Source organism: Streptomyces sp. NPDC090022, from assembly GCF_044748145.1.
Lineage (GTDB): Bacteria > Actinomycetota > Actinomycetes > Streptomycetales > Streptomycetaceae > Streptomyces.
Map to the genome: position 1 here is coordinate 76,961 of NZ_JBIVFN010000014.1, position 22,458 is coordinate 99,418.

Annotated in this window: 16 protein-coding genes; 15 read left to right on the forward strand and 1 reads right to left on the reverse strand. The window is 75.7% G+C overall.

All coding sequences use genetic code 11. The annotated features are described in order from the left end of the window. Window positions 1-37: 37 nt before the first annotated feature. The 12 genes from ACIPXB_RS23345 to ACIPXB_RS23400 all read left to right on the forward strand — a co-directional run bounded on the left by ACIPXB_RS23345 (window position 38) and on the right by ACIPXB_RS23400 (window position 16,904). Window positions 38-5,092, forward strand: coding sequence for a beta-ketoacyl synthase N-terminal-like domain-containing protein (locus tag ACIPXB_RS23345; RefSeq protein WP_401453075.1), 5,055 nt, complete (start codon window positions 38-40; stop codon window positions 5,090-5,092). Continuing rightward, window positions 5,082-5,438 carry an acyl carrier protein gene (locus tag ACIPXB_RS23350; RefSeq protein WP_401452897.1) on the forward strand — a complete coding sequence of 119 codons (357 nt, stop codon included), beginning with the start codon at window positions 5,082-5,084 and terminating at the stop codon, window positions 5,436-5,438. The genes ACIPXB_RS23345 and ACIPXB_RS23350 overlap by 11 nt, the downstream gene beginning before the upstream one ends. Window positions 5,439-5,442: 4 nt before the next feature. Then, window positions 5,443-6,246 carry an alpha/beta fold hydrolase gene (locus tag ACIPXB_RS23355; RefSeq protein WP_401452899.1) on the forward strand — a complete coding sequence of 268 codons (804 nt, stop codon included), beginning with the start codon at window positions 5,443-5,445 and terminating at the stop codon, window positions 6,244-6,246. Next, complete coding sequence (locus ACIPXB_RS23360; protein WP_401452900.1) at window positions 6,243-7,406, forward strand: glycosyltransferase; 1,164 nt, start codon at window positions 6,243-6,245, stop codon at window positions 7,404-7,406. The genes ACIPXB_RS23355 and ACIPXB_RS23360 overlap by 4 nt, the downstream gene beginning before the upstream one ends. Before the next feature lie 142 nt (window positions 7,407-7,548). Next, window positions 7,549-9,585 (forward strand): methyltransferase domain-containing protein, encoded by a 2,037-nt coding sequence (locus ACIPXB_RS23365; RefSeq protein WP_401452902.1) that lies wholly within the window; start codon window positions 7,549-7,551, stop codon window positions 9,583-9,585. Beyond that, window positions 9,582-10,586: a galactokinase gene (locus ACIPXB_RS23370; protein WP_401452904.1), complete on the forward strand. Its 1,005-nt coding sequence runs from the start codon at window positions 9,582-9,584 to the stop codon at window positions 10,584-10,586. Before ACIPXB_RS23365 ends, ACIPXB_RS23370 begins: the two co-directional genes overlap by 4 nt. Window positions 10,587-10,608: 22 nt before the next feature. After that, the gene (locus tag ACIPXB_RS23375; protein WP_401452906.1) at window positions 10,609-11,823 is read left to right on the forward strand and encodes an alkaline phosphatase family protein; all 1,215 of its coding nucleotides are present in this window, start codon (window positions 10,609-10,611) and stop codon (window positions 11,821-11,823) included. Between the two features lie 36 nt (window positions 11,824-11,859). After that, window positions 11,860-13,134 carry an MFS transporter gene (locus tag ACIPXB_RS23380; protein ID WP_401452908.1) on the forward strand — a complete coding sequence of 425 codons (1,275 nt, stop codon included), beginning with the start codon at window positions 11,860-11,862 and terminating at the stop codon, window positions 13,132-13,134. Between the two features lie 178 nt (window positions 13,135-13,312). Next, window positions 13,313-13,894: a hydrolase gene (locus ACIPXB_RS23385; RefSeq protein WP_401452910.1), complete on the forward strand. Its 582-nt coding sequence runs from the start codon at window positions 13,313-13,315 to the stop codon at window positions 13,892-13,894. A gap of 158 nt (window positions 13,895-14,052) precedes the next feature. After that, on the forward strand, window positions 14,053-14,505 hold the full coding sequence (locus tag ACIPXB_RS23390; RefSeq protein WP_401452912.1) for an SAV_915 family protein: 453 nt from the start codon (window positions 14,053-14,055) through the stop codon (window positions 14,503-14,505). A 16-nt stretch (window positions 14,506-14,521) separates the two neighbouring features. Further along, a complete protein-coding gene (gene lysA / locus ACIPXB_RS23395; RefSeq protein WP_401452913.1) occupies window positions 14,522-15,874 on the forward strand; it encodes a diaminopimelate decarboxylase in 1,353 nt (450 codons plus the stop codon). A 73-nt stretch (window positions 15,875-15,947) separates the two neighbouring features. Beyond that, on the forward strand, window positions 15,948-16,904 hold the full coding sequence (locus tag ACIPXB_RS23400) for an SDR family oxidoreductase (protein ID WP_401452915.1): 957 nt from the start codon (window positions 15,948-15,950) through the stop codon (window positions 16,902-16,904). Here ACIPXB_RS23400 and ACIPXB_RS23405 read toward each other — a convergent pair. Further along, window positions 16,901-17,668 carry a TetR/AcrR family transcriptional regulator gene (locus ACIPXB_RS23405; RefSeq protein WP_401452917.1) on the reverse strand — a complete coding sequence of 256 codons (768 nt, stop codon included), beginning with the start codon at window positions 17,666-17,668 and terminating at the stop codon, window positions 16,901-16,903. The genes ACIPXB_RS23400 and ACIPXB_RS23405 overlap by 4 nt on opposite strands. Before the next feature lie 192 nt (window positions 17,669-17,860). Between ACIPXB_RS23405 and ACIPXB_RS23410 the strand changes: the two genes are divergently transcribed. The 3 genes from ACIPXB_RS23410 (at window position 17,861) to ACIPXB_RS23420 (ending at window position 22,413) form a co-directional block, all read left to right on the forward strand. Continuing rightward, window positions 17,861-20,095, forward strand: a complete 2,235-nt coding sequence (locus ACIPXB_RS23410; protein WP_401453077.1) for an ATP-binding cassette domain-containing protein — start codon at window positions 17,861-17,863, stop codon at window positions 20,093-20,095. 18 nt (window positions 20,096-20,113) lie between these two features. Continuing rightward, the gene (locus ACIPXB_RS23415; protein ID WP_401452919.1) at window positions 20,114-20,680 is read left to right on the forward strand and encodes a dihydrofolate reductase family protein; all 567 of its coding nucleotides are present in this window, start codon (window positions 20,114-20,116) and stop codon (window positions 20,678-20,680) included. An 80-nt stretch (window positions 20,681-20,760) separates the two neighbouring features. Continuing rightward, on the forward strand, window positions 20,761-22,413 hold the full coding sequence (locus tag ACIPXB_RS23420) for an HAD-IIIC family phosphatase (protein ID WP_401452921.1): 1,653 nt from the start codon (window positions 20,761-20,763) through the stop codon (window positions 22,411-22,413). The last annotated feature ends 45 nt before the right edge of the window (window positions 22,414-22,458 follow it).

The window sequence follows — 22,458 nt, forward strand, 5'->3', positions numbered from 1 at the left end:
CCGGGGCCCCCGGCCGACGGACGCCGCGATCGTCGGCATGGGCGCGGTCTTCCCGGGCGCCGCCGATCTGGCCGCGTTCCGCCGGAACCTGTTCGCCGGTACGGATGCCATCACCGAGGTGCCGCCCGGGCGTTGGGACCCGGAGGTGTACTACGACCCGGCCGGCGCCGAGGGTCCGGCGGTCAGCGACCGCTTCTACTGCCGGCGCGGCGGCTTCGTCGACGGGCTCGCCGCCTTCGACCCGACGCGGTTCGGCATCATGCCGTCCGTAGTCGACGGCGCCGAGCCGGACCAGATGCTCGCCCTGCACGCGACGGCCGAGGCGATCGCCGACGCGGGCGGCGAGGACCGGCTGCCCGCCGACCGGTCTCGGATCGGGGTGGTGCTCGGCCGGGGCGGGTTCATGGGGGTGGCGACCGCCCGTCTCGACCAACGGGTGCGGACGGCCCATCAGTTGGCGCAGACCCTGCGCGAGCTGGCGCCGGAGCTGGGTGAGGAGCGGATCGCGTCGGTACGGGCCGCGTTCCAGGAGGCGCTGGGTCCGGAACGGCCGGAGGCGTCGATCGGTCTGGTGCCGAGCTTCACCGCCGCCCGGACCGCGAACCGGCTGGACTTCCGCGGCCCCGCGTACACCCTGGACGCGGCCTGCGCCTCGTCGCTGCTGGCCGTCGACCAGGCGGTGGGGCTGCTGGCGGGCGGCGGGTGCGACGTGGTGGTCGCGGGCGCGGTCCACCACTGCCACATCGCCACGCTGTGGAGCGTGTTCACACAGCTGCGGGCGCTGAGCCCGAGCGAGCGGATCCGGCCGTTCGACCGGCGCGCGGACGGCACGCTGCTGTCGGAGGGGACCGGGGTCGTGGTCCTCAAGCGGCTCGCGGACGCGGAACGGGACGGCGACCGGGTGTACGCGGTGATCCGCGGGACCGGGGTGGCCGGGGACGGCCGGGCGGCGAGCCTGATGAGTCCGCTGGTGGCGGGACAGGTACGGGCACTGGAGCGGGCCTGGCGGACGGCCGGGCTCGACCCTCGGGCCGCGGACGCGCTGGGCCTGCTGGAGGCGCACGGCACGGGCACGCCGGTGGGTGACGCCGCCGAACTGGACACGCTCGCCGCGGTGTTCGGCCCGGCGGACGGCTCCGCCGCGCCGGTGGCCCTGGGCTCGGTGAAGTCGATGCTGGGGCACACGATGCAGGCCTCCGGCATGGCCGGGCTGATCAAGGCGGCGCTGGCCGTGCACGCGGGGGTGCTGCCGCCGACGCTGCACGTGGAGGAGCCGCACGCCGGGCTGGCCCGGACCCGGATGCGCCCGGTGACGTCGGCCGAGCCCTGGCCCCGGGGCGCCGCCCCCCGCCGGGCGGGCGTCAACGCCTTCGGCTTCGGCGGCATCAACGCCCACGTCATCCTGGAGGAACCCCCGACGGCCGCCCGCCCGTCCCCACCGGCCCCGACCCGCCGGTTCCTCCCACCCCCGAGGCCGACGGCCCCCCTGACGGCGAGGGGCGCGACGCCCGCCGGTGCTCCCGGCCCGGACGCGGTTCCGGCCGCGGCCTCGGCTGCTGGCGCGGCCTCGGCTGCGGGCGCGGCCTCGGCTGCGGGCGCGGCTGCCGGCACGGGCCGGGGCCTGGGCACCGACGGGGCGGCCGGGCGTCGGGCGCCCGTGGCCGCGCCCGAGGCCGAGGCCACGGGCAGTGCGGGCGGCCGCGCCGGCCGGGGCCCGGGCCCGGGCTCGGGAGCCGGGGTGCGGGGGGCCGCCGGTGCGCGGGACGACGTATTGCTGCTGGCCGCCGACGACCCGGAGGCCCTGGCGGCGCTGCTCGCCTCCGGCCGGCGTCCGGCCGCGGCCGGGGAGGGCCCGTGCCGGCTGGCCGTACTCGATCCGACACCGCAGCGGCTCGCGCTGGCCGCCAAGGCGGTGGCGCGGGGGCGGGCGTGGCGGGGCCGCGGGAACGTGTGGTTCACACCGCGCGGGCTGCTGGAGCCGGGCGGCGGCGGCCGGGTGGCGCTGCTCTTCCCCGGCCTGGAACCGGAGTTCGCTCCCGTCGTCGACGATGTCGCCGCCCGCCTGGCGCTGGAACCGCCCTCCCTGACGCGCGGCGGCGAGCTGATGGAGCGCGCCCTCGACGCGATCGCGGCGGGCCGCTTCTTCGCCGCGGCCGTGGGCGAACTCGGGGTCCGCGCCGACGTGCTGGCCGGGCACTCCCTCGGCGAGTGGGCGGCGATGGTGGTGGCGGGGATGTATCCGCGCCGGGCGGTGGACACCTTCCTCGGCTCGCTGCGGCCGGACTCGCTCCGCGTGCCGGACCTCGTGTACGCGGCGCTCGGCTGCGGCGCCGGGCGGGCCGAGGCGGCGCTGGCCGGACTGGACGGAGTGGTGGTCAGCCACGACAACTGCCCCCACCAGTCGGTGGTGTGCGGGGCCCCCGACGCGGTCGCGCAGGTCCTGGCGCGGCTGCGGGCCGAGGGGGTGCTGGGCCAGGAACTGCCCTTCCGCTCCGGTTTCCACACCCCGATGTGGGAGCCGTACCTCGGACAGGTCCGCGCCGCCTTCCACCGGCTGCCGCTGCGGCCGCCGACGCTGCCGGTGTGGTCGGCGACGACGGTGTCCCCGTATCCGGAGTCGCCCGAGGCGATCCGTGAGCTGGTCGTACGCCACCTCCTGGAACCGGTCGACTTCCGCCGGCTGACGCTGCGGCTGTACGAGGAGGCGGGCGTACGCGCCTTCGTGTCCGCCGGCCCCGGCAGCCTCACCGGCTTCGTCGAGGACACCCTGCGGGGGCGGGACCACCTGGCGGTGGCCATGTCCATGCCCCGGCGATCGGGCCTCGCGGGCCTGCGGCGTACGGCGGCCGCGCTCTGGACGGAGGGCCTGACCCCCGACTGGTCCCGCCTGACCGACGCGGCGGGCGGCCGAGAGGCGGCCGGCGCCACGTCCGGCGCCACGACCGGCTCCGCCTCCGGCGCCATGGACGGCTCCACGTCCGGCACGCCCGGTACGGAATCCGGCACCGTGTCCGGCGCCACGATCGGCACCGTGTCCGGCACCGCGTCCGGCGCCGCGTCCGGCGCCACGACCGGCGCCACGACCGGCACGCCCGGTACGGAATCCGGCGCCGCGTCCGCCGGCACCACGGCCGGTACGGAATCCGGCACCACGCCCGGCACGCGTCCCGGCGCCGCCTCCGGTGCGGCAGCCGCCGCCCGGACCGCCCCCGCCCCCGTCGCCGGACCCCGGTCGACCGGCGAGGGCCGTGCGCGGTCCGCCGGCCGCGCCGTCGCGTTGGACCTCGGCTCGCCCCTGGTGCGGCTCGGGCCGGCGGCCCGGGAGGTGGGTGGGCTGTCCGGGGTCGGGCGGGCCCCGGCCGGGCCCGGGCCCCGCCGGGCGGCGCCCGCCGGCTCGCCGGTGCTGCTGTCGGCGCTGGACGCCGTCCTGGACGATGCCCGCTCGGCGGTCGACGACGTCGCCGCGGCGGTGGCCGTCGCCGAGGCCCGGCGGGCGGCGGGGCCACCCGCCGACGGCGTACGGCGTCACAGCCTCCGCCTCTCGCTGGCCGCCCTGCCCTCCGTCCGCGACCACTGCGTGTACCTCCAGCCCGACGCGTGGCCCGAGGATTCCGACCGGTTCCCGGTCGTGCCCATGACCACCATGCTGGAGCTGGCCGCCGACGCCGTGCGGCGCGACGCCCCCGGGGCCGTCGTCGTCGGCTACGACGACGTACGGGCGCTGCGCTGGCTGCCCGTCGAGCCGGCGGTCGACATCGAGGTGCGGACCCGGCACGACGGGCCCGGGCGGGTGCGCGTGGAGCTCGGCGACTGCGCGAGCGTGGTCGTCCTCCTCGCCGGCGGGTATCCGCAGGCACCGGCCGGCGGACCACCCGCGCCCCTGCGGGCGGAGGGGGCCGCGCCGGTCAGCGCCGAGGCGCTCTACCGGGACCGGTGGATGTTCCACGGGCCGCGGTTCGCCGGGGTGCACGAGGTGTCGGCGGTCGGCGACGACGGGATCCGCGGGGTGCTGCGGGCGCTCCCGGCGCCCGGCGCGCTGCTCGACGCCGCAGGCCAGTTGTTCGGGCACTGGATGCAACTGCGCCTGCCCGTCGACCGGTTGGTGTTCCCGGCCACCGTGGAACGGGTCAGGTTCCACGGCCCGCCGCCGCCCGCCGGCGCGTTGGTGCGGGCCACCGCCAGGATCCGCGACGTCCGCGCGCTGTCCGTCCGCGGAGATGTCGAACTGCGGTCCCCGGACGGCGCGTTGTGGGCCCGGATCGAGGGCTGGACGTACCGCCGGTTCGCCGCCGACGAGCGGGTGTGGCCCATGAAGTTCACGCCGGAGGTGTGCGGGATCGGCGAACCCCAGCCCGGCGGCTGGTGCGCCGCCCGCCGCCGCTGGAGCGATCCCGCCTCGCAGGAGCTGGTGATGCGCCGCTACCTCGGCGCCGCGGAACGCGCGGCGTACGAGCGGCTGTCGCCGCGCGCCCGCTCGCCCTGGCTGCTCGGCCGGATCGCCGCCAAGGACGCCCTGCGGCAGCTGCTGTGGGACGGCGGCGCCGGGCCGGTGTTCCCCGCCGAGGTGCCGGTCGGCAACGACGCGGAGGGCCGGCCCGTGCCCGGGGGCGACCTCACCCGCGGCGTCCGGCTGTCCCTGGCGCACAAGGACCGGCTCGCCGTGGCCGTCGCCCACCCCACGACGGCCGTCGGCATCGACGTCGAGACCGTCACCGCCGACCCCGACGCCCTCGTACGGATCGCGCTCGGCCCCGGCGAACTGCGCCTGGCCGAGGAGCTGGCCGCCCGCGACGGCACCGGTGGCGCCGGTCTGCCCGCCGCGCTGACCGCCCTGTGGTGCGCCAAGGAGGCCGCCGCGAAGGCGTCCGGCCAGGGCCTGGGCGGCCGGCCGCGCGAGTGGCGTGTGACCGGCGACCCGGCGGGCGGCGGCGGTCTGCTCGTGCGCTCGCCCCGGGGACGGACGCATCCCGTACGGACGACCCTGCTGCCCGCCCCCGAGGGGCAGCCCCCGCTCGACCATGTCGTCGCCTGGCTCGCCGTACCGGCGGACCGGCCCTCCTCCCACCTCATGGAGACCACCCATGGCTACTGACCACGGCCCCGTCCTCGCCGAGATCACCGGCATGCTCGTGGAGATCGTCGGCGACACGTTCCTGATCGCCGAGGAGGTCACCATGGCGACCACGTTCAACGAGGATCTCGCCCTGGAGAGCATCGAGTTCGTCGCCCTCGCCGAGCTGCTGCACCAGCGCTACGGAGCGGAGGTCGACCTCATGGGCTTCCTCGCCGAGAAGGACATGGAGGAGATCCTGGCCATGTCGGTCGGCGATCTCGTCGAGCACATCAGCCGCCTGACCCACGCGTCGCTCGCCTCCCGCCCCGTACCCGCGACCGCGACCGCGAGCGCGAGCGCGCCCGCCCCCGCTCCGGCCGGCTGACGCCATGGCCGAGATCACCGCCAACTCCCTGCGTTTCCACGTCCAGCGGCTTCCCGCGCCGGCGGACGCCGATCCCAGGCGGCCCGTCGTCGTCTTCCTGCACGGGCTGGTCGTGGACAACCTGTCCTCCTTCTACTGTCCGCTGGCCCTGCCCGTCGCCCGGGCCGGTCACGAGGTCGTCCTCTACGACCTGCGCGGCCACGGCCGCTCCGAGCGGACGCCCACCGGCTACGACGCCCGCTCCGCCGTCGCCGACCTCGTCGCGGTGCTCGGCGCGCTCGGTCTCGGCCACCGCCCGGTGCACCTGGTGGGCAACAGCTACGGCGGCACGCTCGCCCTGCACGCCGCGCTCGCCCGGCCCGATCTCGTCGTGGGCCTCACCCTGCTCGAACCACCCCTCAGCGGGGCGTGGGTGGAGAACATGGTGGACACCCTCTCGGCCGCCGCCCTCGGCCTGGAGGACAGCACGGTCCCGGCCGAGCTGACCTCCCTGCGGCTGCGCAAGGCCGCCAACCTCACGGCGATCGCCGACGAACTCCTCAACCGGACCTCGCTGATCGACGACATCGCCGCCAGCCGGACCTTCACGCCCGCCGACTACGCCCGGCTGCACTGCCCGGTGCTGACCGTGTGCGGCGAGCATTCCGAACTGGTCCCGGGTGCACAGGAGTTGGCGAAGAACGCGCCGCGCTGCGCGCTGGAGATCCTGCCGGGCCTGGGCCACGACGTACTGAAGGAGACCAGTGGCGTGCTGCGCGCGGCCGTCCTCGCCCATCTCGACGCGGTGACGGGAGCGCTGGTGCCATGAGGGTGCTGTTCGTGGTCCCGCCGCTGGCGGGGCACGTCAATCCGACCGTCGCCGTGGGCGCCGAACTGGCCGCCCGGGGGCACGAGGTGGCCTGGAGCGGCCCGCCGGAGGTGCTGGCCCGGCTGCTGCCCGGGCACGCCCGGGTACTGGCCTCCGGTGAGGCGGCCGGGGGCGGATACGCGGCGCTGCACGACCGGTGGCGCGATCTGCGCGGGGTCGGCGCGCTGCGGTTCCTGTGGGAGGAGGCGCTGGTTCCGCTCGCCCGGGCGATGGTGCCGGGGGTCACCGAGGCGGTCCGCGTCTTCGCACCCGACGTGATCGTGTGCGACCAGCAGGCGCTGGCCGGTCCGGTCGTGGCGCGGCGGGCCGGCGTCCCCTGGGTGACGTCGGCGAGCACGTCCGCCGAGTTCACGCTGCCGTTCCAGGGGTTCCCGAAGGTCGGGGAGTGGGTGGCCGGGCAGATCGGCGGGCTGCTGCGGGAGCTGGGGTCCCACGGCGCCGACTGGGACCCGCGGTTCTCGGACCGGCTGGTCCTGGTCTTCTCCACGCCCGAACTCGTGGGCTCGGGGCGTGAGTTCCCGGAACACTACGCGTTCGTCGGCCCCGCCTTCGGGGCCCGGCCGGCGGTGCCCGGATTCCCGTGGCAGCGGCTCGACCCGGCCCGGCGGCGCGTGCTGGTCTCGCTGGGCACGCTCAACGGGGAGGCGGGCGGCCGCTTCTACGGGACCGTGCTCGACGCGGCGGAGCGGCTGCGCGACGAGGTGCAGCTGGTGCTGGCCGCGCCGGCCGCCGTGGTCGGCGAGGTGCCCGGCCATGTCCTGCTCCAGGAGCGCGTACCGCAGCTGGAGCTGCTGCCGCACCTGGACGCGGTGCTCTGCCACGGCGGTCACAACACGGTCTGCGAGGCGCTCGCGTACGGGTTGCCGCTGGTGGTCGCCCCGATCCGGGACGACCAGCCGATCGTCGCCCAGCAGGTGGCGGCGGCGGGCGCGGGGATCCGGGTGCGGTTCGGCCGTACCCGGCCGGAGGAGCTGCGCGACGCCCTGACGGCCGTGCTCGACGATCCCGCGCACCGCCGCGCCGCCCGGCGCGTCCAGGCCTCCTTCGCCGCGGCGGGCGGAGCCGCCGCCGCGGCCGACCGGTTGGAGAAGTTCTCGTGACTCCTCCCCCTCGTAAACGAGGGGGCTTCCCCCTTGGGTTCAAAGACCCGCAAGGCGGCCAAGCCCTGACCGCTGCCGAAGCAGGTGCGCAGCGTACTACGCCGCTTCGCGGCTCCGAAACCACGCAAGGAGACGGATGGGGATGACGGTGACGACGAGCTACGTGCCGGGGCGGGCGGTGCGCGCACGGCGCGCCCCGTGGCTGTCGGTGGCCCTGCTGATCGGCCTCGGGGCGGGGACCGTGCGGGCGCGGCAGCGGCTGGCGGCGCTGCCGGTGCTGCCGGCGCCGGCCGCGGGCGCCGGCGGGACGGCCCTGCCGAGGATCGGCGGCTGGCGGCTGCTGACCGCCGACGGGGTGGAGCCCGACCCTGGCACCTTCCTCTCCGCGTACGCGTACGCGGAACAGGAGGGCCTGCGCGTGCTGGACCTGGTCCCGGCGGACCTCGGGGCGGAACGGGCCCTGGGACTGCTGCGGCTGCTGGACCCGGCCGCCTACCGCCGCGACCGGCTGGCGCCGGGGCGTGGCGCGGGGTACGCGGTCCTGGTCGCCGAGGAGGTCCTGGAACGCGCGGGCATCGACCCGGACCACCCATGGCCACCGGACCGGACCCGCCCCTGGGCCGACCCCGCCGACCCGGTGGACCGCACGGTCGGGGGGCCCGGGCTGGGCGTGCGGTGGGGGCGGGGCAAGGTGCGGGAGGTGGTGGTCCGGCGGGCGCTGGAGCGGGCCGCGGCCGAAGCCGCCCGCAGCGGACCCGGGCCGGCGGAACTCATGGCGCTGGTCGCACGGTTGAAGGAGTACGCCTCGGACGCCACCGGGATCGCCGTCGCCCCCGGGCTGCGCTGCGCCGGCGCCCGGGCCGGGGCGCGCGCCGAGGAGCTGCGGGCGCAGGGGCTGCCGGCCGGGCCGCTGGCCGCCGCCCAGCTGGCCGGGCTGTCCCTGCTGACCTGGGCGGCCCTGCGGCAGGGCCGGTGGGGCGTGGCGGCCGCCGCGCTGTACTGGCTCCAGCCGTACGCCGTCCTCGGCGGAGCGGGAGCCGGTGCCCTGCGCCCGGCCGACCTGGGGTCCGCGACCGCCGCCCGGCCGCTGCGCTCGCTGGGCGCCGCCCTGCGCACCCGTGGCCGGGGCGCCGCGCAGCCCGCGGCGGACAAGGCTGCCGCGTACCGCGCCGAACTCGCCGACGGCACCGACCGGTTCCTCGAGCAGCGCCGCAACGACTGCCCGTGGTGCGGCGCACGGCAGCTGGCCGTACGGGTCCGGGTGCCGGATCTCCTCCAGGGCAAGCCGGGCCTGTTCACCCTCGAGCAGTGCGCGGTCTGCGGGCACACCTTCCAGAACCCCCGGCTGTCCCTGGAAGGGCTGGAGTTCTACTACCGCGACTTCTACGACGGACACGGCGGCGACGGCGCCGGGACCGTCTTCGGACGGCTCGGCGACGCCTACCGGGCGCGCGCCGAGATGCTCCGCCCGTACACCGCCGGCCCGGACTCCTGGCTCGACGTCGGCACCGGCCACGGCCACTTCTGCAACGCCGCCCGCGCCGTGTGGCCGGCCGTCCGGTTCGACGGCCTGGACATGGGCGGCAGTGTCCGCGAGGCCGAGCGGCGGGGCTGGATCGGCACCGGATACCAGGGCCAGTTCCCCGAGTTCGCCGACAAGCTGGCCGGCCGGTACGAGGTCGTCAGCATGTACCACTACCTGGAGCACACCCGGGACCCGTTCGCCGAGCTGGACGCGGCGGCCGCCGTCCTCGCCCCGGGCGGGCTGCTCGCGATCGAGCTGCCCGACCCCGAGTCGAGGATGGCGCGGCTGCTCGGGCCGGCCTGGCTGCCCTGGTTCCAGCCGCAGCACCAGCACCTGGTGCCGGCCGCCAACCTGCGCGAGGCGCTGGCCGACCGGGGGTTCACGGTGCTGGCCGAGGAGCACGGCGCGGCCCACCAGGGCAACGACTTCTTCGGCGCGGTCGCCCTCACCCTGACCCGGCTGGCGCCCGACCCGGACAGCCCCTGGGCCGCTCCCGCCCCGCCGGTGCGCCGGGCGGTGCGGCACGCCGTACGGGCCGCCGCACTGCCCTGCTTCGCCGTGGCCGCCGCCTTGGACGTCGTCCGTACGGCCGCCGCCCACCGCGCCGACGGCGGCAACGCCTACCGGATGCTGGCCCGCAAGGACGCCCCGTGAGCGCCCCGGCCGAGCCCGACGCCGCCGGACCCGACGCGGCCGGGCTGCTCGCCCGCCGGGCCACCGCCGACCCGCTGTTCCGGCTCGCCGCGTACGCGCTGGAGGCCGCGCACGGCCGGCCGCCGACGTCCGTGTGGAGCGCTCCGCACGCCTTCCGGCTGGGCTCGCCGGGACTGGTGGCGGCCGCCGGCTGGCCGGTGGCGGCGGCGGCCGCACCGCGCACGGACGGCCTGGTCCGGCTCAGCTCGCTCAGCCATCCCGCGCACAGCTGCGACCTGCCGCTGGCGCTGTCGGGTCCGGCACCCTCCGCACCGGACTGGGCCGCTCGCCCGTACGCGCTGCTGCGGGCGCTGGCGCGGGCCGGGTACGGGCGCGGGGGCACCGATCTGCACGTCCAGAGCTCGCTCACCCCCGCCGCCGGGCTGGCCACCGCCGAGCCCGCCGACTGTGCGGTGGCGCTCGCCGTGGCCGATGCCCACACCGGGACGGAGCCCGACCGCGCCCACCTGGCCCGGCTGCTGGCGGGCGCGCTCCCGGACGGGGACGCGGCCCTGCGCCACGCGGTGCTCTTCGCCCGGCCGGGCCACGCGCTGCTGCCGGCCTCGGAACGGCCCGACCACCCCGACCGCGCCGACCGGCCCGACCGCGCCGACCGGTACGACCGGCCCGACCACCCCGACGGGTACGACCGCCCCGGCCGGCCCGACCGGTACGTGGCCTTCGACCCGGTCGCGGCCGGCTCCCGGCTGGTGCTGCTCGCCGTGCGCGGGGAACCGGTGGCGGCGGAGCTGGCCCGGGCCGTGGCCCGCGCCCGCCGGGCGGGGGCGATCAGCGTGTGGCCGCCCGGCGAACGGCCGGGCCGCAGCGTGCTGGTGCTGCTGCCGCAGGAGCGCGTGGCGGCGGTACGGGTGGCGGTCGCGGAGGACTTCCGCGGCCGGGGCCGGCCCGTACCCCGCTTCCTGAACATCGCCGTGGCCGGAGCGGCCCGGCGGGAGTCATGACACCCGAGGAGGAACACCACCCATGCCACCATCACCGAGAAATCGGACCCGCTGGTCGGCCCTCGCGGCCGCACTGGGGACGCTCGGCCTGCTGGGCGCGTTCACCGTGGCCAGCTCCGAGGCCGCCGAAGGCGGTCCGGAGCGGTCGCGGGCGGTCGCGGGCGCGGCGGCGCTGCCCTCGTACGACAAGGTCGTGGTCGTCGTCTACGAGAACAAGCAGTACGGCGAGATCATCGGCAGCTCCAACGCCCCGTACATCAACGGGCTGGCCAACGCCGGCGCGAGCCTGACCGGCATGAAGGCGCTGACCCACCCCAGCCAGCCGAACTACTTCAACCTCTTCTCCGGCTCCACCCAGGGCATCACGGGCGACGGCTGCTACACCCCGCAGTCGATGACCGCGGCCAACCTCGGCCAGGAGCTGATCGCCGCCGGGAAGACCTTCGCGACGTACAACGAGGACCTGCCGGCGGAGGGGTCGACGGCCTGCACCAACGGGCAGTACGCGCAGAAGCACAACCCCTGGTTCGCGTTCCGCAACGTGCCGCTGAACACGGGCAAGACCTGGGCGCAGTTCCCGCAGGGCAACTTCGCCGCGCTCCCCCACCTGTCGTTCATCGTGCCCAACCAGTGCAACGACATGCACTCGTGCCCGGTGGCGACCGGTGACACGTGGACCCGGAACAACATCGACGCCTACGCGCAGTGGGCGAAGGCCAACAACAGCCTGCTGGTGCTGACCTGGGACGAGGACAACTACCTGGGCTCGAACCAGATCGCGACCGTGTTCTACGGCGCGCACGTCAAGACGGGCCGGTACAGCACACCCGTCAACCACCACCACCTGCTGCGCACGTTCGAGGACCTGTTCGGGACCACGCACGCGGGCAACGCGGCGAACGTGCAGCCGATCTCGGAGGTCTTCAGCACCGGGACGGAGCCGACGCCGACCCCGACGCCGTCGCCGACCGCCGGTGATCTGAAGGTCGTCAACCCGGGCCCGCAGACCTGCAAGTTCAACCAGTCCTGCACCATCCAGATCACCGCCACCGGCGGCAGGCCGCCCCTGCGCCACACCGCCACCGGCCTGCCCTGGGGCCTGACCACCGACGCCACCACCGGCCGCATCAGCGGCAAACCCTGGGGCAGCGGCACCCTCCAGATCACCACCACCGTCACCGACTCCACCGGAGCCACCGCCACCACCACCTTCCCCCTCACCCTCACCTGGTTCTGACCCGGCCCGCACCGGCCCCTATCCCTGGAGAGTCACGTGTACCTGTCGGCCAACCGGGCGGCGGACGCCGCCCAGGGCGTTCCCGCGCCGGGCACGGCGCGGTGGCGCGGGCGCCGGGCCGTGCCCGGCACCGTCCTCGCGCTCGGGATGGTCAGCCTGGTCACCGACATCTCCGCCGAGATGGTCACCGCCGTCCTGCCGCTGTACCTGGTGGCCGGACTCGGCATGACCCCGCTCGCGTTCGGCGCCCTGGACGGACTCCACCAGGGCGCCACCGCGCTCTTCCGGCTGCTCGGCGGCCGGATCGCCGACCGCACCCGGCGCCGCAAGCTGGTGGCGGGCGCCGGCTACGCGCTGTCCGCCGTGTGCAAGGCGGGCCTGCTCGCCGTCAGTACGCCGTGGACGGTGGCGGCGGTGCTGGCCGCCGACCGCACCGGCAAGGGCCTGCGCACGGCGCCGCGGGACGCTCTGATCTCGCTGTCCGTCCCGCCCGGGGAACAGGGGCGGGCCTTCGGCGTGCACCGGGCGATGGACACGGCGGGCGCGCTGCTCGGCCCGCTGGCCGCGTTCGGCGTGCTGTGGGTGGCGGTGGACGGCTACGACGCCGTGTTCACGGTCAGCGCGTGCGTCGCGGTCCTGGGCGTGGTGCTGCTCGCGCTGTTCGTACGGGAGGCTCCCGCGCCCGCCGCCCGGGCGGCGGGCCCGCGGCCCCGCCCGGCCGCCGCGCGCACCCTCGTGCGGATCCCCGGCCTGCGCCGGCTCTGCCTGACCGCCGCCCTGCTGGGACTGTTCACGGTGGGCGACGCCTTCCTGTTCCTGCTGCTCCAGCGGCGCCTGGACCTGCCCGCCGCCCAGTTCCCGCTGCTGCCCGTCGGGGTGGCGGCGGCCTTCCTGCTGTGCGCGGTGCCCGCCGGTCGCCTGGCCGACCGGCTCGGCCGGCACCGGCTCTTCCTCGGCGGGCACCTGCTGCTGATCGGCGTCTGCCTGCTGCTGGTGGTGCCCGTACCGGCCTGGCTGCCCCTCGTCGTCGCCGTGCCGGCCCTGCTGGGCGTGTTCTACGCGGCCACGGACGGGGTCCTGATGGCCGCCGCCGGGCCGCTGCTGCCGGAGGAGCTGCGCACCACGGGCCTGGCGCTGCTCCAGACGTGCCAGGCGCTGGCCCGGTTCGCGGGTTCGGTGCTGTTCGGGGCCGCGTGGACGCTGTGGGGGCCGGACACCGCGCTGGCCGTCGCGGCGGCCGGGCTGCTGACCGCGCTGGTCACGGTCGCGGCCGCGGGGCGCGCCCGGTCGGGAGACCGGCGCAGCCGGTGACCGCGACCGGTCCGGCTCCGGCTCCGGATCCCGCTCCGGCCGTCAATCCGGCCCCGCCCGGCACGCAGCCGCGATAGTGGGCCCGCGGCACACGCCGCCCATCCGGCATGTCCTGGTAAGCCCCGAACCCCCGGCCCCGCACCGCCCCGCACCCGCGTACCACCCCTGTGGAGTCCCCTTGAGCACCCCGCTGACGCTCGACGCGCACACCGCCCTCGTCCTCATCGACCTCCAGGAGGGCATCCTGGCGCTGCCCACCGCCCGTCCCGCCGAGGAGGTGCTGGCCCACGGCGTCGCACTGGCGCGGGCCTTCCGGGCGCACGGGCTGCCCGTCGTACGGGTGAAGGTGGAGTGGTCCCCCGACGGCGGCGACCGGCCGCCCGCCGAGGTGGACCGGCCGGGCCCGGCCGCCGCGCCGCCTGCCGCGTTCTCGGCGTTCCCGGCCGCCCTGACCGACGGCGGCGCCGGCGATCTCGTCGTCACCAAGCGGCACTGGGGGGCGTTCACCGGCACCGAGCTCGATCTGCAGCTGCGCCGGCGCGGGGTCCGCCGTATCGTCCTGGCCGGCATCTCCACCAGCGCCGGGGTGGAGTCCACCGCCCGCAGCGCCTGGGAGCACGGCTACGGTCTGGTGTTCGCCGAGGACGCCACCGCCGATCTCGACGCGGACTCCCACGCCCACACCTTCACCAAGATCTTCCCCCGGCTCGGGCTGGTCCGTTCCAGCGCCGAGGTGATCAAGGCCCTGGGTCCCGTATGAGCGACGTATGGGAGCCGTCAGCAAGGGGCGCGAAGCCGTCAAGTCTGCGTCAGGGGCCGCAGCGGTACGGGCCCCGAGGGGCATAGCGTCACGGCAGGCGCGCATCCGGCCGGTCCCGGCCGCAGCCGCCGTGACCACGTCCGCCCCAGGAGGACCGTATGACCGCGCAGGCCCGCGCCGACGGCGCAGAGCCCTTCGAACCCGGCCCGGCCGGACCGCTCCACGTCCCGGTCCGGCCGGGTCCCGCCGGCTACGTCACCCGTTTCTTCCGCACCCCGCCCGGGGCGCGTACCGCCGTCGGGTTCACCTCCCTCGAAGGACTGCGTGCCACCCTCGGCGACGACCAGCCCTGGATCCGGCTCTCCGTGCCGGCGCTGCGCGCCCTGGCCGCCCCGCTGGGGGTCACCGCGCTCACCGTCGACCCGCAGTTCTCCGCCAAACAGCCCGCCGCCTCCACGGGGGAGGTACGGGGCCCGGCGGCCCCCACGCCCGCGCCGGCACCCGTGCCCGCGTCCGCGCCGGTGCCGGTGCCGGTGCCGGTGCCGCCGCCCGTACCGGCCGCGGTACCGGCCCCCGTACCGGCCGACGCCCCCGCCCCGACGGCCCGCTGAGCGCGAGGAGAACACCATGACCACCACCCTCGACACCCCGGGCACCGCCGGCCCGCTGCCGGCCGCCGACACCGGATGGCTCGGTGTCTGGCCCGCCTCGGCCCGCCCCGCGGCGGACGGGGACGTCAGCGTCGCCGGGGTCTCGCTGGCCGAGGCCGCCGACCGCTTCGGCACCCCGCTCTACCTCCTCGACGAGGAGGAGGTGCGCGGCCGGTGCCGCGCCTACCGCGCCGCCTTCCCCGGGGCGGACGTGCTCTACGCCGCCAAGGCCTTCATCTCGCGGGCGATGGTCCGCTGGATCGAGGAGGAGGGGCTCGGGCTGGACGTGTGCTCCGCCGGCGAGCTGCTGCTGGCCTTCGCCGCCGGTTTCCCGGCCGAGCGGATCGTCCTGCACGGCAACGCCAAGAGCCCGGAGGACCTGAGGACCGCCGTCCGGCTCGGGGTCGGCCGGATCGTCGTCGACAGCGCCTCGGAGATCGCCAGGATCGCCGCCATCGTCCCGGCGGGCAGCCGCCAGCGGGTGCTGGTCCGCGTGGTGCCCGGGATCGCCGCGGGCGGGCACGCCAAGGTACGGACGGGCACGGACGACCAGAAGTTCGGCCTGTCGCTGACCGACGGCTCCGCCCAGCACGCCATCGGCCGGATCCTGGGCCAGCCGGCCCTGGAACTCATGGGCGTGCACTGTCACATCGGATCGCAGATCACCTCCGTCAAGCCGTACGTCGCGGCCGTCCGCCGGATGGTGGGCCTGCTGGCCCGGGTCCACGAGCAGCACGGCGTCGAGCTGCCCGAACTCGATCTCGGCGGCGGCCACGGCATCGCGTACCGGCCCGGCGAGCCGGAACTCGACGTCCCCGCGCTGGCGGCCCGGGTCCGGGCGGAGCTCGCCGAGGGCTGCGCCCGCGCCGGGCTCGCCGTGCCGCGCCTGACCGTCGAGCCGGGCCGGGCGGTGGTCGGCCCGGCCGGGGTCGCGCTGTACCGGGTGCTGGCCGTCAAGCGCACCGGCGAGCGGGTCTTCGTCGCCGTGGACGGCGGGATGAGCGACAACCCGCGGCCCGCGCTGTACGGGGTGCGCTACGCGCCCCGGCTGATCGGCCGGACGTGCGCGGCCGAGCAGGCCGAGGTCACCGTCGTCGGCCGGCACTGCGAGGCGGGCGACGTCCTGGCGGAGTCGGTGTCCCTGCCCTCCGACGTCCGCCCCGGCGACCTGCTCGCCGTCCCGGCGGCGGGCGCCTACCACCTGTCGATGGCCTCCGGCTACAACCTGGTCGGCCGGCCGCCGGTGGTCGCGGTGCGCGACGGGGCGGCGCGCACGCTGGTGCGCCGGGAGTCGCTGGAGGACATGAGCCGGCGCGACGTCGGCCTGTAGGCCGTGTCGCCGAGGGGCCGTGTCGCCGACGTCCCGTCAGGTCCGCCGGCCCGGCCGGGCGTAGGGTCGGCCCATGCCGAACACGCAGCCAGCAGCACAGCCGGCGCCGGCCGGGCCGCGCGGGACGCTCGCGGGCCGGGTCGCCCTCGTGGCGGGGGCGACCCGGGGCGCGGGCCGGGGCATCGCGGTCGAGCTCGGCGCGCGGGGCGCGACCGTGTACGTGACCGGCCGCAGCACCCGGACCCGCCGCTCGGAGTACGACCGTCCGGAGACCATCGAGGACACCGCCGACCTGGTCACGGCGGCCGGCGGGCGGGGCATCGCGGTGGCCGTCGACCACGAGGTGCCCGAGCAGGTGCAGGCGCTGGTGCGGCGCCTCGACGCCGAACAGGGGCGCCTGGACGTCCTGGTGAACGACATCTGGGGCGGTGAGCGGGCCTTCGAGTGGGGCAGCACCGTGTGGGAGCACGATCTGGCCGGCGGGCTGCGGCTGCTGCGGCGCGCGACCGAGACCCACATGATCACCAGCCACTTCGCGCTGCCGGTGCTGCTGCGCCGTACGGGCGGGCTGGTGGTGGAGGTGACCGACGGCACCCGGGCGTACAACGACGGCCACTACCGGGTGTCGTTCTTCTACGACCTCGCCAAGGCGGCCGTCCTGCGGATGGCCTTCGCCCTCGCCCACGAGGTGGGGCCGCACGGGGCGACGGCGGTGGCGCTGACGCCGGGCTGGCTGCGCTCGGAGATGATGCTGGAGAACTACGGGGTGACGGAGGAGAACTGGCGTGACGCCACCCGCGTCTCGCCGCACTTCGCGATCTCCGAGACCCCGTCGTACGTCGGCCGGGCGGTCGCGGCGCTGGCCGCCGACCCCGGCCGCGCGCGCTGGAACGGGGCCTCGCTCTCCAGCGGGCAGCTGGCCCGGGAGTACGGCTTCACCGACCTCGACGGCAGCCGCCCGGACGCCTGGCGCTACCTGGTCGAGGTCCAGGACCGCGACCTCCCGGCGGACACCACCGGCTACCGCTAGGGTTCGGACGGGCCCTGGGGCCCGTCGGCGGTGCGGGCCAGGCCGTCGAGGATGCAGCGCAGGCCGAAGTCCCAGACGAGTTCCGGGTCGTAGGCGCCGGCCGCGGTGCCGACGCGGGTGGCGAGCGGGTAGCGCGTCTCGTCCACGGTCCGCTCCAGGAACGGTGCGCTGGCCGCCCACCACTCGTCGTCGGGCAGCCGGCTGTTGTGCGCGGCGGCGTCGGCGGCGGCCCGGGCCATGGCGTGGACGAAGCCGAGCAGGTGGCTGAGGGCCGCGTCCATCTCCACGTCGAGCAGGCCGATGCCCTCGAACGCGTGGAGTTCGTACTCGTACTTGGCGAAGACACCGGGTCCCAGCGGCGGGCGGGTGACGGCGAGGCCGGCGATCCAGGGGTGCGCGCGCAGCAGGTCGCGGTTGTCCTCGGCCACGGCCGTGACCCGGGCCCGCCAGGGGGCGCCGGCGGGCACCGGGCGGTGTGCCATGTCCGCGTACGCCTGGTCCAGCATCAGGTCGAGCAGCTCGGCCTTGCCCGGGACGTACGTGTAGAGGGTCATCGGTGTCACGCCGAGGCGCTGGGCCAGCGCGCGCATGGTGAGCGCGTCCAGGCCCGCTTCGTCGGCGAGCCCGGTGGCGGCCGTGACGACGGCGTCCACGCTGAGCCCCTGCCGGGGTCCGCGGCGGCGCTCCTGGTCCTGGCCGGGCTCGCGCCACAGGAGTTCCAGGGTGCGGACGGGGTCGCCGGCCCCGCTGGTGTCCTTGGCCATGGGCTGCTCTCTTTCCGGTCTCTTTCCGGTCTCTTCCCGGCAGGGGTGACCGCCCGTCCGTCGGCGGCCGCCATTTCTTCGTACAGCGTATAAAGTACAATGTACAGAGAAAGCCCGAGAGCCACCCCCACCGTGAGGAGTTCCGTGCAGACCACCACCCCCGCCCCCGCCCAGGCCGCCGACAGCCACCAGGTGATCCAGGTCCGGGGGGCGCGTGAGAACAACCTCGCGAACGTCTCGCTGGACATACCCAAGCGGCGGCTCACGGTCTTCACCGGAGTCTCCGGGTCCGGCAAGTCCTCCCTGGTGTTCGGCACCATCGCCGCCGAGTCCCAGCGCCTGATCAACGAGACGTACACGGCCTTCGTCCAGTCCTTCATGCCGAGTCCGGGCCGGCCGGACGTGGACGCCCTGCACAACCTCTCCGCCGCGATCGTGGTGGACCAGGAGCGGATGGGCGCCGGCTCCCGCTCCACCGTGGGCACGGCGACCGACGCGTACACGATGCTGCGGATCCTCTTCAGCCGGCTCGGCACCCCGTACGTCGGCACCTCGGGCGCCTTCAGTTTCAACCTGCCCGAGGGCATGTGCCCGCACTGCGAGGGCCTCGGCCAGGTCTCGGACATCGACGTCGACCAGGTGGTGGACCGCGAACTCTCCCTGAACGAGGGCGCGATCACGGCCCCCGGTTTCGGGGTGGACACCTGGTACTGGCAGGTCATGGCCAACTCCGGCTTCTACGACCCCGGCAAGAGGCTGAAGGACTTCACCGAGCAGGAGTGGGACGACTTCCTGCACAAGCCCGCGGTGAAGGTGAAGGCGGGCACGAGCAACGTGACGTACGAGGGCCTGATCACCAGGATCCGGCGCACGTACCTCGCCAAGGACCGCGAGTCCATGCAGTCCCACATCCGGGCCTTCGTGGACCGGGCCGTGGTGTTCGCCTCCTGCCCCGAGTGCGGGGGCAGCCGGCTGACCCGGGCCGCGCTGTCCTGCCGGATCGACGGGCGGAACATCGCCGAGTGCGCGGCGATGCAGATCAGCGACCTGGCCGCGTTCATCGGCGGGATCGACGATCCGTCCGTCGCCCCGATGCTGGCCGGCCTGCGCGACCTGCTGCACTCGCTGTCGGAGATCGGCCTCGGCTACCTCAGCCTGGACCGGCCCTCCGCCACCCTCTCGGGCGGCGAGGCGCAGCGCGTGAAGATGGTCCGCCACCTCGGCTCCTCGCTCACGGACGTGACGTACGTCTTCGACGAGCCGACCACCGGTCTGCACCCGCACGACATCCAGCGGATGAACGACCTGCTGCTGCGGCTGCGCGACAAGGGCAACACGGTCCTGGTCGTGGAGCACAAGCCGGAGGTCATCGCGATCGCCGACCACGTCGTGGACCTCGGGCCCGGCGCGGGCACGGCGGGCGGGGAGATCTGCTTCAGCGGCAGTGTGGAGGGGCTGCGTGCCTCCGGCACGCTCACCGGGCGCCACCTCGGACACCGGGCGGAGCTGCGGGAGTCGGTGCGCATGCCGCGCGGGCACCTGTCCATCAAGGACGCCGATCTGCACAACCTCCGGAACGTCAGCGTCGAGGTGCCGCTCGGGGTGCTGGCGGTGGTCACGGGCGTGGCGGGTTCGGGCAAGAGCTCACTGATCCACGGTCACCTGGCGGGCCGCGAGGGCGTGGTGGTGGCCGACCAGTCCCCGATCCGGGGGTCGCGCCGGTCGAACCCGGCGACGTACACGGGGCTGCTGAACCCGATCCGGACGGCGTTCGCCAAGGCCAACGGGGTCAAGGCGGCGCTGTTCAGCGCCAATTCGGAAGGGGCGTGCGCGCGCTGCAACGGGCTGGGCCTGGTCTACACGGATCTGGCGATGATGGCCGGGGTGGCGTCGGTGTGCGAGGAGTGCGAGGGCCGGCGCTTCACGCCGGAGGTGCTGACGTACCGGCTGAACGGCAAGAACATCAGCGAGGTGCTGGACATGCCGGTGGCGGAGGCCCACGCCTTCTTCCCCACCGGGCAGGCGCACCGGATCCTGGGGCGGCTCGCGGACGTGGGGCTGGGCTATCTGCGCCTGGGGCAGCCGCTCAACACGCTGTCGGGGGGTGAGCGGCAGCGGCTCAAGCTCGCCATCCACATGGCGGAGGCGTCCTCGACGTACATCCTGGACGAGCCGACGACCGGACTGCACATGGCGGACGTCGACAAGCTGCTCGCCCTGCTGGACCGGTTGGTGGACCAGGGCAATTCGGTGATCGTCATCGAGCACCACCAGGCGGTGATGGCGCACGCCGACTGGCTGATCGACATCGGTCCGGGCGGCGGCCACGACGGCGGCCGGGTCGTCTTCGAGGGAACCCCGGCGGCGCTGGTGGCGCAGGCGGACACGCTGACGGCACGCCACCTGCGGCAGTACGTGGCCTCGTAGGGGGTAGGGTCGGGCGCTGTGAGACGGATCGTGCTGATGGCGCAGGTGTCGATCGACGGATTCATCGAGGCGCCGGGCCGGGACATCTCCTGGCACCGGGTGGACGCGGAGCTGCACGCCCACATGAACGAGGTGACGCGCGACGCGGGGGGCATCCTCAGCGGCCGCGTCACGCACGAACTGATGGCCTCGTACTGGCCGACGGCCGACCAGGACCCCGACGTCAGCCCGGTGGAGGCCGAGTTCGCGGAGATCTGGCGCACCAAGCCCAAGTGGGTGTTCTCCCGGACCCTGCGCGCGGCCGACTGGAACACCACCGTGCTCGGCGAGGTCGATCCCCGGCAGATCGCCGCCCTGAAGGCGGAGCCCGGCGGGGACCTCGCGCTCAGCGGCGCGAACCTGGCGGCCTCCTTCCTCGCCCAGGACCTGGTCGACGCGTACCGGATCTACGTCCATCCGGTCCGCGTCGGCCGGGGCACGCCGCTCTTCCCGGGCACGCCGGTCACCTCCCCGCTGCCGCTGGAGCTCGTCGAGACCCGGACCTTCGGCAACGGCGTGGTGCTCCTGCACCACCGCCGGGCCTGACGTCCGGAGGAACCCACGAAACGGCGGCGGACGAGGACCGATTTTTGAACCTCCGCCCCGGAGTGCTCGTACTTCGGGGTATGACCCGCCCGTCACTGACTCTTGCCGCAACCTTCACCGCCGACCCTCTCCTGCCGCTGCTGCGCGACGCGCTGGAGCACATCGAGGCCCCGCATCGCGTCGAGAGCGCCCCGTACGGTCAGCTCGTCGAGCAACTTGCCTCACCAGCGGGCCTGTTCGCCCGCAACACCGACGGCGTCAACGTCGGCCTGGTGCGGCTCGCCGACTGGACGGACGGCGGCGCCCGCGGCGCGGCGGCCCCCGATCGGGTCGCCGCCTTCGTCGCGGCGGCCCGGGAGTTCGCCGCCGGCCGCGGCACCCCGACCGCGCTCGTGGTCTGCCCCGACCCGCCCGGCGCGCAGGGGCCGGGCCCCGGCGCGCTCGCTCGCCTGCCGGCGCGGCTGCGGGACGTCCCCGGGCTCGCCGTGATCGACGCCGCCGACTGGTTCACGGCGTACGGCTGCTGGAACGTGCACGATCCGCACGGCGCGCAGATCGCCGGCGTCCCCTATACGGACGAGGCGTTCGCCGCGCTGGCGGTGGGCCTGGCCCGGGTCGTCCACTCCACGCTGATCCGGCCCCGGACGGTGATCGCCGTCGACTGCGACTACACGCTGTGGGGCGGCGCGTGCGGGGACGCGGCCCCCGAGGACCTCGATCTCGGCGGCCGCTACCTCGCCGTACGGCACCTGCTGCGGCAGAAGTGCGACGAGGGGTTCGTGCTGGCGCTGTGCGGCCGGGGCGACGAGGCCGGCGTGGAGCGGGTGTTCGCCGAGCGCGGGCGGGAGATGGTGCTGGAGCGCGAGCACTTCGTCGCCAGCCGGGTCAACTGGAAGCCCACGTCGCAGAACATCGCCTCGCTGGCGGAGGAACTGCGGCTGGGCCCGGACAGCTTCGTCCTGCTCGACGACGACCCGTACGTGTGCGCGGAGGTCGCCGAGACCCTGCCGGGCGTGACGGTGCTGCACGTCGGGCCGGAGACCGATCCGCCGGCCGTCCTGCGGCACGCCTGGGAACTGGACCGGTTCTTCGCCACGCCCGAGGACCGCTCGCGCAACGACACCTACCGGGCCGACGCGCTGCGCCGGGAGGCGGCCGACGGCGCGGCGGACACCGCCCGGCTCAACGAGCGGCTGGGCACCGTGGTGGTCGTCCGCCGTGCCGCGCCCTCGGACCTGCCCCGCATCTCGCAACTGCTGGCCCGTACGAACCAGTTCGCCTCGGGCACGGCCGACGGCGCGGACGTCCCCGCGCTGCTGGCGTGGCAGGGCGCCGACGCGTGGGTGGCCACCCTGCGCGACCGGTTCGGCGACTACGGGACGGTCGCGACGGCCGTCACCGCGCGGCTGGGCGAGGAGGTCCACGTGGAGTGCTTCGCGATGAGCTGCCGGGCGATGGACCGCGGGGTCGCCGAGTCGCTGTTCGCGGCGATCGCCGACCGCGCCGGTGTGCCGCGCCTGACGGTCCGCTTCCGGGAGACCGGCCGCAACGGCCCGGCGCTCGGCTTCCTCCGCACCCACGCGTGGCCGGCGGCGGCCACCGCGCACGACGCCGGTCACGACGCCGACGACGCCCGCGGCGAGCGGCTGTTCGTCGTCGGCGCCGCGGCCCTGACGGCGCCCCCGGCAGAACTGAGCGCCGCTGCCCTGGGGTTCGGCGGCCGCGGCGGCTGAGCGGGGGCGGCGGTGAACCCGAGGGGATCCGCGGAATCGTTTGGT

Excerpts from the sequence above, each read along its gene's own strand:
- lysA (WP_401452913.1), top strand. The coding sequence starts at position 14,522 with ATGACCACCACCCTCGACACCCCGGGCACCGCCGGCCCGCTGCCGGCC.
- ACIPXB_RS23405 (WP_401452917.1), bottom strand. The coding sequence starts at position 17,668 with ATGGCCAAGGACACCAGCGGGGCCGGCGACCCCGTCCGCACCCTGGAA.
- ACIPXB_RS23355 (WP_401452899.1), top strand. The coding sequence starts at position 5,443 with ATGGCCGAGATCACCGCCAACTCCCTGCGTTTCCACGTCCAGCGGCTT.
- ACIPXB_RS23420 (WP_401452921.1), top strand. The coding sequence starts at position 20,761 with ATGACCCGCCCGTCACTGACTCTTGCCGCAACCTTCACCGCCGACCCT.
- ACIPXB_RS23365 (WP_401452902.1), top strand. The coding sequence starts at position 7,549 with ATGACGGTGACGACGAGCTACGTGCCGGGGCGGGCGGTGCGCGCACGG.
- ACIPXB_RS23350 (WP_401452897.1), top strand. The coding sequence starts at position 5,082 with ATGGCTACTGACCACGGCCCCGTCCTCGCCGAGATCACCGGCATGCTC.
- ACIPXB_RS23345 (WP_401453075.1), top strand. The coding sequence starts at position 38 with ATGGGCGCGGTCTTCCCGGGCGCCGCCGATCTGGCCGCGTTCCGCCGG.
- ACIPXB_RS23390 (WP_401452912.1), top strand. The coding sequence starts at position 14,053 with ATGACCGCGCAGGCCCGCGCCGACGGCGCAGAGCCCTTCGAACCCGGC.
- ACIPXB_RS23375 (WP_401452906.1), top strand. The coding sequence starts at position 10,609 with ATGCCACCATCACCGAGAAATCGGACCCGCTGGTCGGCCCTCGCGGCC.
- ACIPXB_RS23360 (WP_401452900.1), top strand. The coding sequence starts at position 6,243 with ATGAGGGTGCTGTTCGTGGTCCCGCCGCTGGCGGGGCACGTCAATCCG.
- ACIPXB_RS23400 (WP_401452915.1), top strand. The coding sequence starts at position 15,948 with ATGCCGAACACGCAGCCAGCAGCACAGCCGGCGCCGGCCGGGCCGCGC.